A 13,345-nucleotide genomic window follows, 5' to 3' on the forward strand; every position below is an offset into this window, starting at 1 on the left:
TAGAGAAGGTGTATGCTTGCGATTAGAAGAATTAATTGTCAAATTTAGTAAGTGTATATTCTCCAGTCCTTTTATTATAGTTTCCTAAAAAGTAGCTAGATTGATACTTAAATAAGGTTTGCAAATGTGCATTATTGTACGTTCTGTTAGCGTCTTGAAAGTTTTTGATTTGATCAAATTCGTTTAACGGAATGTCACCTGTTTTGTGATTTAAATCTTTGTCAAATAAACAGCTTATTCTAGTAGATTTTGTTCTAGTGTAGCTATTAAAGCTGTCTAATATTAGACCATATGCAATTACACCAAAAGCGCCAAAATTGACCATAGCAAAACCACCTCTATCAATTTCTACACTGGCTCCTAATGTTATAATTAAGTCCTCATTTTTTGAATAAGCAGTAATACCTATTTTAGACTGTGTTATTTTTCTTAAAAATTTAGAGGTTTTTTCTAGTTCTCTGTAATCATCAAATGCACCACCTTCCTGAATTATTGGTGTGTTTTTAAACGTGATTTCTTCTTTGTCGTTAATATTAAACGTTTTTATTAACCCAAAATCATCTAAATTATAGGCACTAAAACTTAAGTGATCTAATGTAGAATAGATGGTTAACAGTTTGTCTTTATGAATAAAGGAATTAGAATTTGCGCCATGATGATTATTAGTATAACCTGTATTGATAATGCTATTAAAGTTATAAGAGTCACTTTCTAGATCTAAACTAATAACGTAAGTATACTTGTTAAAAAGATTATTGGTAATTGTAAGTTTATTATTGTCTACATATAATTTTGTGAACGCATTAGTTTGTTCTAAACTATTAGGAACATTACTATTAACAACCTCAATAGCTGCGTAGTTAGGGTTACCAAATAGCAAAGGGTATAATGGGTAATCTCTGTCTATGTTATTAACTATTGCTTGCGATGATAAATCGTAATGAGTAGTCTTAATAAGGCCTTTATCAGTTAATGTTCTAGATATTAAAACATCTTCTTTCCTGCTAACAGATAAAATATGAAGCTTATTTTTTAAGACTAGATATTCGACTATTTTTTCTTTTTTAAATTCAATGTTTAAGTCTTCGGTTATTTTAAAATTTCCTGTTTTAAAACTTAACGAAACCGAACTAAAATGAGATTTGTTATTATTACTAAAAAACAGCGTATAAGTCTCTTGGTCATATATTGCACCAATTAAAATCTTACCCTTTTTAGGAATTATTACATTATTTATTGAGCCGATTAATTGTTTATTTTGATCATGAAGATTTCCAAAAATCACCTTTCTGTTTGTAAAAAACATGGCGATTTGGTTAGTATCTTCATTAACCACAGGGATGACGTCCTTAGGGTACAGTTGTTTTGTTTCTTCTTCAATATTAAATCCAACCCATTCTTCTTGAGCAGAAGTTAAGGTGCTAAAAACAAATGCAAATAGTATTAAGGCGTACTTCATAAACTTATTTTACAATAATAATTTTGGTTAACTAATGTGTAATCCATTACTAACATTAGCATCATCGGGATTTACAAATACTAATTTGCCTTCCGCATTTTCTGTCATTAAAATCATACCTTGACTCTCTACACCACGTAATGCTCTTGGTGCTAAATTAACTAAAACAGTCACTTTTTTACCAACAACTTCTTCTGCAGTAAAGCTTTCTGCTATTCCAGAGACTATTGTGCGTACATCAATACCTGTATCCACTTTTAAGATTAAAAGTTTTTTAGCTTTAGGCATTTTTGTAGCTTCTAAAATGGTTCCAACACGTATGTCTAACTTAGTAAAATCATCAAAAGTGATTTCATCTTTTTGAGGCTCAACGACTTTGTTAGCAGCTTCATTAGCTTTTTTACTTGCTTCTAACTTATCTATTTGCTTTTGGATTGTTTCGTCTTCTATTTTACTAAATAACAATTCACCTTTACCTATTTGGTGCAAAGCAGGAAGTAATGTGTCTTTAGTAGATATATCGTTCCAAGAGTTTTCTGTTGTATTAAGAATGTTTTTTAATTTGGTAGAAGTAAATGGTAAAAATGGTTCTGATAATGTTGCTAAAGCGCTTGCTATTTGCAATGCGACAAACATAATTGTTTTTGTTCTAGCTTCATCTGTTTTAACTAGTTTCCAAGGTTCTTCATCTGCTAAATACTTGTTTCCAAGTCTTGCTAAGTTCATTAACTCCTGACCAGCTTCTCTAAAACGGTAACGCTCTAAAGAGCTTTCAATAACTGCAGGATATGCTTTGACAGTCGCTAAAGTTTCTTCGTCTATAGCAGAAAAATCAGATGGTGTCGGTACAACACCTTCGTAGTACTTATTAGTTAAAACTACAACGCGATTAATAAAGTTTCCGAAGATTGCTACTAGCTCGTTATTGTTTCTTGCCTGAAAATCTTTCCAAGTAAAATCATTGTCTTTAGTTTCTGGCGCATTAGCAGTTAAAGCATAACGTAACACATCCTGTTGGTTAGGAAAATCTTGTAAATAATCTGGCAACCAAACAGCCCAATTTTTAGACGTCGATAATTTGTTGCCTTCTAAGTTTAAAAACTCGTTAGCTGGAACATTATCAGGCAAAATATAGCTGCCTTCTGCTTTAAGCATAGCAGGAAATATAATACAATGAAATACTATATTATCCTTACCAATAAAGTGTACTAATTTAGTGTCTTCATCCTTCCAGTATGGCTCCCAATCTTTACCTTCTCTTGCAGCCCATTCTTTGGTTGATGATATGTAACCAATTGGTGCATCAAACCATACGTAAAGCACTTTGCCTTCTCCTCCAGGAACCGGAACCGGAATTCCCCAATCTAAATCTCTAGTTACAGCACGAGGTCTTAATCCATCATCAATCCAAGATTTAACTTGACCATAAACGTTAGGTTTCCAATCTTTTTTATGACCTTCCAAGATCCATTCACGTAAAAACGCTTCGTGTTTATTTAAAGGTAAAAACCAATGTTTTGTTTCTTTTAAAGTGGGAACATTACCAGTTATAGCCGATTTAGGATTAATTAAATCTGTTGCATTATGTGACGTTCCACATTTTTCGCATTGGTCACCATAACTTTCTTCGTTACCGCATTTTGGACACGTACCAATTACAAAACGGTCTGCTAAAAATTGGTTAGCCTCTGCATCATATAATTGTTCTGACACTTCTTCAACAAATTCATTTTTATCATACAAAGTTTTAAAAAACTCAGAAGCAGTATCGTGGTGAATTTTGGCAGACGTACGTGAGTAGTTATCAAACGTAATTCCAAATTCTTCAAAAGAATCTTTAATTATTTTATGATAGCGATCTACAATTTCCTGAGGTGTAACACCTTCCTTTTTTGCTTTAATAGTAATTGGCACACCATGCTCATCACTACCACAAATAAAGGCTACATCGTTACCAGTTAGTCTTTTATATCTAGCGTAAATATCTGCTGGAACATAAACACCAGCTAAATGTCCAATATGTATTGGTCCATTAGTATAAGGTAATGCTGCAGTAATTGTATATCTTTTTGACATCTTTGTTATCTTTTGAAGGTGTAAAAATACGTAATTTGACAGCCATTTAGAAAAAAAATGTAATTTTACATTATGTCAAAAAAGAGATTATTATTGTTAGTGTGTTGTGCTGTTTTTTTCTTAGGAAATACAACAGGATTTGCGCAAAATAAAACCGAAACTAAATTGATACAGCCACCTTATTTAAAAGCAGGAGACACTGTTGCTATTGTTGCGCCTTCTGGTGTTTTAAAAAATAGATTTGATGAAGTAAATCGTGCGAAGCAGCTTTTAGAAAGTTGGAAGTTACATGTCGTTATTGGTAAGCATGTTTTTAATCAGGCAAACCACTTTGCAGGTACAGATCAAGAGCGTTGCGAAGACTTTCAGATGGCTTTAGATGACCCTAAAATTAAGGCTATATGGTCTGCTCGTGGTGGTTACGGAACCGTTAGGATTTTGGATAGCTTAGATTATACCAAATTTTTAAAGCAGCCTAAATGGATTATTGGTTACAGTGATATTACAGCGTTACATAACCAAATACATAATTTAGGAGTGCAATCGCTACATGCAATAATGGGAGTGAGTTTACCTGAAAATTTAGAGGACATTGCAGATAGTATTGCCACTTTTAAAAATACGCTTTTTGGACAACCTTTACGTTATGCATTAAAGGGATCAAAATATAATAAATCTGGAGATGCTAATGGTATTTTAGTAGGTGGAAACCTAACTATTTTACACACTATGTTAGGCTCTAAAGATAGTATAGATACGGATGGTAAAATTTTATTTATTGAAGAAATAGGAGAGTACAAGTACCATATAGATCGTATGTTACAAAGTTTAAAACGTGCTGGTTACTTTGATAATTGTAAAGGTGTTATAGTTGGTGACATGAGCAGAATGCGAAAAAACACAACATTATGGGGAACTTCAATTGAGCAATTAATTTTGGATGCGTTGTCTGATTATAATTTTCCTATTGCGTTTAATATGCCTGCAGGACATGAAAAAGATAACAGAGCTTTAATTTTAGGACGTCAAGTAGTATTAAAAGTAGATAAAAGTAAATCGACTTTAATTTTTGAAGAATAATGGCTAGTCACAATGAACTTGGTAAAAAAGGAGAGCAACTAGCTGTAGATTTTTTAATTGAAAACAAGTACGATATAATAGAACAAAATTATCGTTTTGATAAAGCTGAGGTGGATATTATTGCTCAAAAAGCTGATGTTTTAGCCATAATTGAAGTCAAAACAAGATCTACAGATACTTTTGGTGACCCTCAAGACTTTGTAAAACCTAAACAAATCCAACGTTTAGTAAAAGCTGTGGATGAGTATGTTACAGTAAATGGATTAGATGTTGAAGTCCGTTTTGACATTATCGCAATAGTCAAACAGAATAATCAATTTAATATCAAACATTTAGAAAATGCCTTTTATCATTTTTAATTTGTCGTGATTGCTAAAAAAAAGGTGTCCTAATAAAAATTAGTATTTTGATGTTTAACTTTTTAGTTACCTATTCTTCTTTTTTTGATTGAGGTAATGTTTTAAAATAAGCTTCAAAAGCTTTAAAATCGTATGGTTTTTTGATTATTTTTTTATCACTATCTAATACAAAATAACTTGGTGTAGATTTTACGTTATAGTTGTTTCCAATCTCATTATCCCATTTTCCTTCACCAAAAACATGATAAAATTCAGGATAGTCATAGGTCATGTCTTTCCATCTGTAACGGTCTTCATCTAAAGCAATCGCAATAACTTTTAATTGTTTATTGTCTAAAGTTTTCACATACTTACGTAGTTCTGGAATCTCTTCTAAACAGTGTGAGCATGTTGTGCTCCAAAACACGATTAGGTAATTATTAGACTCATCTAATTGATATAGGTTTTTTACAGTTGCCTCGCCTTCTTCATCATAGATTACTATTTCAAAATCTTGTCCAATATTACCAACAGATGCATTTTTAAAATAAGTTAAATCTTCTATTAATTGCGTGTCGTTTTCCGCTTTAGCTAAAGCTAATAAATGGGTGTCTGTAATATGGTTAGCAACAGGTTCAACTTCTTCTAAAGCAAATTGATTCCATAAAATTTCTAACATTACTTTTTTAATCTTAGGATTGTTACCAATAGCTTTTACTACAGTATCTATGTTATTTTTGTAGGAAGTAATTTGGTCATTGCTATCACTAAAATTAAAAACATAATTTAATGTTGCTTCAATTAAAAAGTTTGAATTTTGAAGTACTGGATTTCCAAAATTGATATGTTTAAAGTAGCTGGTTTTAGCATTTTCTGTAAACGTTTTGGCGTCAATTAAATTTTCAGGAATGTAAGGTTGACTGGCAGTTATAAAATTAAGCACTAATTTACCTTCCGATGCCTTTTCAAACTCTGACTGTGTTGTTTTTAATATGTCAATAATGTTTTTAAAATCTTTTTCTTTTTTACCTCCAGAAGAATAAAAAGCATTTAAGCTCTGTCCAATCATAGACATGCTATTATTGTAAGAAATCCAAAGTTTGTTTTCTTCAGAAGTTACAAATTCTAGACCTTTTTCTAAATCAAACGTTAACTCAATATCCTCGTTGTTATACAAAAAATCGAAGTTATATTCGTCTTGTGGTTGTGCATAAACAATACGATACGTGCCAGGAGCTTGTGTTTTTTTAAGATTAAAAATAAAGCTTCCGTCTGCTGCAATATCTGCATTGTCTACAAAAATTGAAGTGTCTGCAGTAACTTGGTATAGAAATGCAAATTTAAATTGATCTGCTGGAGTAAAAGTTCCTTTAATTGTGTTTTGAGCCATCAAAAAGGTTGGCAATATGGCAAATAAAAACAGTATTTTTTTATTCATTTTTTGTGATTTTCTTTTATAATTTCAAAAACTATTCCAATATTGGTTGTAAGGCAATTAAAGCTTTTTTAACCGTTTTTATATTGTCAAAGGTAAGTAATAAACGTAAGCCATTTCTGGTTTGTTTTTCTTTCATTTTACAAGCCTGAGGATGTGTTTGTACATACTGTAGTAATTTTGTAAAATTTGGGCTTTGGTAAAAACTGCTTTGTTGATCATTAATAAAATAACAAATTAGCTTTCCTTGTTTCATTATTACTTTTTCAATACCTAATTTGGTAGCTACCCATTTGATGCGTACGCTATTTATTAAATCCACAACCTGTGTTGGTAACTCTCCAAAACGATCAATAAGTTGTGTCTCAAATTCGGTTAATTCAGCTTCGGTTTTAAAATTGTTTAATTGGGTGTAAAGACTTAATCTTTCGGCAATATTGTTAACATAGTCGTCAGGGAATAAAAGTTCCATGTCTGTGTCAATAGTAATGTCTTTAACGTATTCTTTATTTTCTAAAGGTTCATCATATAACTCTTTAAACTCATTTTCTTTAAGTTCTTCAATTGCTTCATTAAGGATTTTTTGATAGGTATCAAAACCAATTTCATTTATAAATCCGCTTTGTTCACCTCCTAATAAATCTCCTGCTCCTCTTATTTCTAGGTCTTTCATAGCAATATTAAAACCACTACCTAACTCAGTAAACTGCTCTAAAGCTTGTATACGTTTTCTGGCATCGTCTGTCATTGCAGAGTATTCTGGAGTTATAAAATAACAAAATGCTTTTTTATTACTACGTCCAACACGACCACGCATTTGATGCAAATCACTTAATCCAAAATTATTAGCGTTGTTAATAAAAATGGTGTTGGCATTTGGTACATCCAAACCGCTTTCAATAATTGTTGTACTGACAAGCACGTCAAATTCGCCATCCATAAAACCAAGCATCAAGCTTTCTAGTTTTTTACCTTCAAGTTGTCCATGACCAATACCTATTTTAGCATCAGGTACAAGTCTTTGGATCATACCAGCAACTTCTTTAATGTTTTCAATACGGTTGTGAATAAAAAAGATTTGTCCACCACGTTCTATCTCGTAGCTTACAGCATCTCTAATAGACTCCTCTGTAAATCTAATCACGTTACTTTCTATTGGATAACGATTTGGTGGAGGTGTAGTAATGACTGATAAATCTCTTGCTGCCATTAAACTAAATTGCAACGTCCTAGGTATTGGAGTTGCTGTTAGCGTTAATACGTCTACATTATCCTTTAAAGTTTTTAATTTTTCTTTTACAGCAACACCAAATTTTTGTTCTTCGTCAACAATAAGCAATCCTAGATCTTTAAACTTAACATTTTTACTTGCTAGTTGATGCGTGCCTATAATGATATCGACGTGACCTTTTTCTAATTTTTCTAAGGTTTCCTTTTTTTGTTTTGCAGTCCTAAAACGGTTAACGTAATCCACAGTTACCGGAAAGTCTTTTAAACGTTCTGTAAAGGTTTTATGGTGTTGAAAGGCTAATACTGTTGTTGGTACTAAAACTGCAACTTGTTTACCATTATCCACTGCTTTAAAAGCTGCACGAATGGCTACTTCGGTTTTACCAAAACCAACATCTCCACATATTAAACGGTCCATTGGACGCTCGCTTTCCATGTCTGCTTTTATATCTGCAGTTGCAGTGATTTGATCTGGTGTGTCTTCGTATAAAAAAGAAGCTTCTAGCTCGTGTTGTAAATAGCTATCAGGTTTGTATTGGTATCCTTTTTCTAGCTTACGTTTTGCGTATAATTTAATTAAGTTAAAAGCGACATGCTTAACTCTAGATTTGGTTTTTTCTTTAAGAACTTTCCAAGCTTTACTTCCTAATTTGTATACTTTAGGAGGTTTACCATCTTTACCATTAAACTTAGTTATTTTGTGTAATGAGTGAATGCTTAGATATAGGACATCACGTTCTCCATAAACTAATTTTATGGCTTCTTGTTTTTTACCTTCGACATCTATTTTTTGAAGTCCTCCAAATTTTCCTATTCCATGATCAATGTGTGTTACATAATCACCAATGTCAAGGTTTGTAAGTTCTTTTAAGGTTATGGCTTGCTTTTTAGCATATCCATTTTTAAGATGAAATTTATGATAACGTTCAAAAATCTGGTGATCTGTATAAACGACTATTTTAAGGTCGTGATCTATAAACCCTTGATATAGTGATTGGGTAATGGTTTGGTAATGGACGTCTTGCTCAACATCGTCAAATATATCATGAAAACGTTTTGCTTGTTGCTCACTGACACAAGCTATATAGTTTGTGTAATCGTTATTATGATTGCTATTTAGGTTATCTATTAATAAGTTAAACTGCTTATTAAATGTAGGTTGCGGTGTGGTATTATGTTGTATGACTTGTGTCGCACTAAAAATTGAGTCTGTACCTAGCTCTACGATGCTAAAATCTAATAGTTGTTTTTTTAGCTCGGCAGCATTACAAAATAACTCTAGTGGTTCTGCGTGTTTGATGTCTTTGTTTAATTTAACAAAAGCAGCAATTGCTTTGTCAAAAAAGTCGTCCACACGATCAAAGGTTAAGTCAAAATTTTTGCCAAAAACGACTGTTTTTTGAGCAATGTATTTTAAAAAACTTTGTCTGGACTCATCCATTAATTTATTAGCAACATTTGGTATGATACTAATTTTTTTAATTTGCTCTGTAGATAATTGTGTTTCTACATCAAAAGTCCTGATACTATCTACTTCGTCTCCAAAAAACTCGATTCGGTAGGGTTCGTCATGACTAAATGAAAACACATCTACAATTCCTCCACGTACTGAAAACTCTCCAGGTTCTGTTACAAAATCAACACGTTTAAATTTATACTCAAATAGGACTTCGTTAACAAAGTCTATTGATAGGCTATCATTAACGGTTATTTTAAGTGTATTACGTTCTAGCTCTTTTCTGGTGACTACTTTTTCAAACAGTGCGTCAGGATAGGTAACGATTATAGCGGGTTTTTTACGTGAGTTAATACGGTTTAAAACTTCGGCACGTAGAAGTACGTTTGCGTTATCAGTTTCTTCTATTTGATAGGGTCTACGATAGCTTCCTGGATAAAATAGGACGTCTGTTTTGTTAATGAGTTGTTCTAAATCGTTTAGGTAAAAAGCAGCTTCTTCTTTGTCATTAAAAATAAGTAAAAAGGGCAGCTGTGTTTGTTTAAAAGATTGTGCTACTACGTAGGATAATGATGAGCCTACAAGTCCTTTTAAATGTGTTTTACTTTGGGTTTGGGCAATAGCAGTTTGCAGTTTTTGCAATTGCAAAGACTGTAAATAGGTTTGCGAGATTAAGGTTTTACTCACTATAACTTTAGTTTGTGCAAATATAAGCAATGCATAAATTATTAGCTTTTAGATTTACAAAATTTAACTTTTTAGAAATATCCATGGGTAAGTGCGTTAAGGATGGAGTGGTTTGTCTGAGCTCCTCGCAGAGAGCGAGCCACGAGAGCCTGGTTTTTTACACCTATTAAAGGGTGTAAAATAAACGCCCAAAAAAATAGAAACTTTTAATTTTAAAAGGTGTACGGTTTGACTATATTTGTAGTCTAAAATTAAACAAAAAAGTATGTCATTTTCAGATTTATTCGATAGTGGATTTAAAAAGCGTAATGAGGATCATTTTGCTGCAATTGTACGTGTAGCAATGAGTGATGGTGTGATTAGTGAGTCAGAAAAAGCGTTTTTAGATCGTTTAGCACGTAATTTAGATATTAGTGAAGGCGAGTATAAGCAGATATTAATTGATTATAAAGAGCATCCTATTAACCCTCCAACATCTTATGATCAACGTTTAGAGCGTCTGTATGATTTGTCAAGAATGGTTTGGGCTGATCATATTGAAGGTCCTAAGCAAACAGCTGTATTGGAGCGTTTATGTGTTGGTTTAGGTTTTAAATCTAGCAATGCAAAATATATTACGCATAAGGCTTTAGAGCTAGTGCATGAAGGTGTTGATTTAGATACTTTTGCTGAAGAAATTAAAACGATGAACAGATAATCCTGTTTGATAATTATAAAAAAAAAGCGAACTTTAAAGTTCGCTTTTTTTTATTTTAAATATTCTTCTATTTTGGTAATTAAGGCGTTTTCGTCAAATGGTTTTTGGATAACATCGTTAATTCCTGCTTTTTTATAGCGTTTTAAATCGTCTTTCATAACACGAGCGGTTAATGCTATTACTGGGATTTTTTTATGTTCGCGTTCTGGCATTTTTCTAATTAGTTTGGTAATCTCGTCACCATAACTATTAGGTAATTTTATATCCATAAGTATTAGGTCAAACTCAGAGTTTTCTATTCTTGGAATAACGTCTTCTCCTTTTGTTACTATGTCTAAAAAGTAATTACCTCTAGAGGCTAATATTTTTAGTATGGATAATTGAGTAATTTCTGAATCTTCAACTAATAAAATACTGTATTTTTTATTTGATCGTGGTGAAGTTACAGCGTCTTTCTTTTTAGTCTTTAGTTTATGGTTTTTATCTAAGCTAAAATTGATATTGGTAGAAAACGTGCTACCTTCCCCTTCTGTACTGTCTACACTAATTTTGCTATGTGTTAAGCTTACTAAGTGCTTGGCAATTGCTAATCCTAATCCTGCACCTTTGTAGGCTTGAGAGTTATTTAATTGTGTAAAACTTGTGAAGACATCTTCTATTTTGTCTTGAGGGATTCCTATTCCCGTATCTATTATTTGGAAGTGTATGCTTGCTTTTTGAGCTCTGATTTGGTTTAAAGACACATTAAAGGTAATAGTACCTTCTTCTGTAAATTTTATAGCGTTTTCTAGAAGGTTGCTTAACACCTGTCTTAATCTTAAAGGGTCACCACCAACAACTTCTGGTAGGTTATCATTAAAATTAGTGATTAACTCTAATCCTTTTTGCTGCGCTTTAATTTCAAAAATACTTTTTATGTCTTCTAGTAATTGTCTAATATCAAAAGGACTAATAACAAGGTCTAACTTACCTGCTTCAATTTTAGAGATGTCTAAAATATCTTCTATTAATTGTTTTAGGTAAGTAGATGACGAGTCTATTACTTTTAAGTAATTTAATTGCTCGTCACTTAAATGGGTCTTTTTTAAGATATCAGAAAACGTTAAGATTCCTGTTAAAGGGTCTCTTAACTCATGACTAAAGTTTGCAATAAATGCGTTTTTAAAGGCTTCTTTTTCTTGTAGGTACTCGTTTTTTAACTCTAAAATTTGAGAGTTAATAACAGACTCATTTCTAACCTGAGCTGTTGTTTGGTAATTGTCATAATGCGTAGTAAGATCTAAAACAACTACTAAAGGCGGTTGTTTACCGTCAAAAGTTTTTACAATAATGTCTGTTATTATTGTTTGGTTTTCAGGATTTGTTAAATGAATACAAGAAAATACGTGTCTTTGGTTTGGTTCTAGAAGTGTACTATGTATACTTTCAAAAAAAGGATGAATTGTGGAAATGTTTTTTCCAACTACCTTAGTAAATATAACATCGTCAGACTCTAATATTTTACCATCTAAGTCTACAACTATGTATTGATTTGTGGATTGCGAATATTCTTTTTTGTATTGTTCTAGCATTATTTTTTCGCTTGTTAAATTACAGCTTCTGCTAAATTAATAAAAACATCGTCAACGTTAGTCCCAGATTTTGCACTTGTATAAAAATCGACAAAGCGTCCAAAAATGTCTTTATTCTGTTTAATAAACTCGTTAGTAACCAAATCTTTTTTGTTACCAATAACTTTAATTGGTGTTTTTGGGTAACGGTCTTTGATGTAATCTAAATCCGCTTCTATGTTTTGGTAGGTTGCAGGTCTAGTCATGTCAAAAACATATAAAAAACCATTAGTACCTATAAGGTATGATGGTCTAGTATTTGTAATGTCATCGTTTCCTTCTAAGTCCCAAATAACAAGTGTTATATCTTTATCTGATTTTGGTATTGATACTTCTTTTTTTAAAATGTGTACACCAATAGTTACTTTGTAGTCTTCTGTAAACGTGTCTTCTACAAATCGTCTTATTAAAGAGGATTTACCAACTCCAAAGTGGCCTATTAAAACTATTTTTTTAGATATTTTCATTGTCAAAGTAATCTTTTAGTTTAGTGTTAAAAATATCACTGTTTTCTAAATCTGTTTTGTTTATAATGTTTTGTGCAAAGTCTAGAAGTTTGTCTTCAAGTTTGCTTCTAAAGGTAGCTGTAAATGCACCTGAAATTACAACAGCAATATAATAATTAGAAAAGTTTTGAAGATGAATGTGGTAGTTTTCATATTCTATATATTCTAAATTTTGAATTTGAGTTGTAAACGCATCTTGCGCAAAACTTTTTATGGCTGTTAACATACCAGCAACTGTGTCTTGGTCTATTCCTTGGGTTTTTGAGTATTCTGATACAATTAGTCCTGAGCCACTTTCAATAACCATTATTTGCTCTATCTTAGATTTAAATTGATCGTGAATAATTATTTCTCCTTCTGATACTCCTGATTTTTTTGATCTAAATTTTCTTTTTATCGAAGCCCAAGAAAAGGTGTTGTTTAAGCTTTTATTTATGTTTTCAGATAGGATTTGTATTTCTTTCTGTACATATTTTTTAATCATTTTACCCATTATTGGGTATAAGGCTTCAACTACTGCATCCTGAGAGTTTTTAATTTCTTCTTGTAACGTTTGCGTAATTGTTGGTCCTAATGTTTTTGGCATTTCCTTGATAAACGCTTCTAGTTTATCTTCTAGAATAGGGTCTATATGTTTAGATAAATTATTTTGCTTGTTAATTAAATCTTCAAGTTTTTTAAGCTTTTCTTCAATTGACAAGGCGTACTCATGCTCATCTTTAAGCAAGATGTCCTTAAGGATTTTTAATTTATCTTCTTGGTTCATGCGGA

At 31.8% G+C, this 13,345-nt stretch carries 9 protein-coding genes and 1 pseudogene; 3 read left to right on the top strand and 7 right to left on the bottom strand.

Annotated elements, in window-relative coordinates; translation table 11 throughout:
* Positions 1–31: 31 nt before the first annotated feature.
* Together JM82_RS14740 and metG are read right to left on the bottom strand one after the other, a co-directional pair.
* A complete protein-coding gene (locus JM82_RS14740) occupies positions 32–1,459 on the bottom strand; it encodes a hypothetical protein (RefSeq protein WP_145005738.1) in 1,428 nt (475 codons plus the stop codon).
* A 27-nt stretch (positions 1,460–1,486) separates the two neighbouring features.
* Positions 1,487–3,580, bottom strand: a pseudogene (gene metG / locus JM82_RS14745) (methionine--tRNA ligase); the annotation flags it as partial.
* 27 nt (positions 3,581–3,607) lie between these two features.
* Between metG and JM82_RS14750 the strand changes: the two are divergent.
* On the top strand, positions 3,608–4,615 hold the full coding sequence (locus tag JM82_RS14750) for an LD-carboxypeptidase (RefSeq protein WP_145005744.1): 1,008 nt from the start codon (positions 3,608–3,610) through the stop codon (positions 4,613–4,615).
* A complete protein-coding gene (locus JM82_RS14755) occupies positions 4,615–4,974 on the top strand; it encodes a YraN family protein (RefSeq protein WP_145005747.1) in 360 nt (119 codons plus the stop codon). The genes JM82_RS14750 and JM82_RS14755 overlap by 1 nt, the downstream gene beginning before the upstream one ends.
* A gap of 70 nt (positions 4,975–5,044) precedes the next feature.
* Here the strand turns inward: JM82_RS14755 and JM82_RS14760 are convergent, their stop codons facing one another.
* Positions 5,045–6,391 carry a TlpA disulfide reductase family protein gene (locus JM82_RS14760; RefSeq protein ID WP_145005750.1) on the bottom strand — a complete coding sequence of 449 codons (1,347 nt, stop codon included), beginning with the start codon at positions 6,389–6,391 and terminating at the stop codon, positions 5,045–5,047.
* Positions 6,392–6,422: 31 nt separating this feature from the next.
* The gene (mfd, locus tag JM82_RS14765) at positions 6,423–9,761 is read right to left on the bottom strand and encodes a transcription-repair coupling factor (RefSeq protein WP_145005753.1); all 3,339 of its coding nucleotides are present in this window, start codon (positions 9,759–9,761) and stop codon (positions 6,423–6,425) included.
* Positions 9,762–10,026: 265 nt separating this feature from the next.
* Between mfd and JM82_RS14770 the strand changes: the two genes are divergently transcribed.
* Positions 10,027–10,458, top strand: a complete 432-nt coding sequence (locus JM82_RS14770) for a TerB family tellurite resistance protein (protein ID WP_145005756.1) — start codon at positions 10,027–10,029, stop codon at positions 10,456–10,458.
* Between the two features lie 50 nt (positions 10,459–10,508).
* On the opposite strand, the gene JM82_RS14775 is transcribed toward JM82_RS14770, so the two are convergent.
* The 3 genes from JM82_RS14775 to JM82_RS14785 are packed head-to-tail and all read right to left on the bottom strand — an operon-like array spanning position 10,509 to position 13,340.
* Entirely contained in the window at positions 10,509–12,029 is a 1,521-nt protein-coding gene (locus JM82_RS14775) for an ATP-binding protein (protein ID WP_145005759.1), read from the bottom strand.
* 14 nt (positions 12,030–12,043) lie between these two features.
* On the bottom strand, positions 12,044–12,535 hold the full coding sequence (locus JM82_RS14780; RefSeq protein WP_145005762.1) for a Rab family GTPase: 492 nt from the start codon (positions 12,533–12,535) through the stop codon (positions 12,044–12,046).
* Positions 12,522–13,340: a cell envelope biogenesis protein OmpA gene (locus tag JM82_RS14785; protein WP_145005765.1), complete on the bottom strand. Its 819-nt coding sequence runs from the start codon at positions 13,338–13,340 to the stop codon at positions 12,522–12,524. The genes JM82_RS14780 and JM82_RS14785 overlap by 14 nt, the downstream gene beginning before the upstream one ends.
* Positions 13,341–13,345 lie beyond the last annotated feature (5 nt).

It is taken from the genome of Olleya sp. Hel_I_94 (assembly GCF_007827365.1).
Taxonomy (GTDB): Bacteria; Bacteroidota; Bacteroidia; order Flavobacteriales; family Flavobacteriaceae; genus Olleya.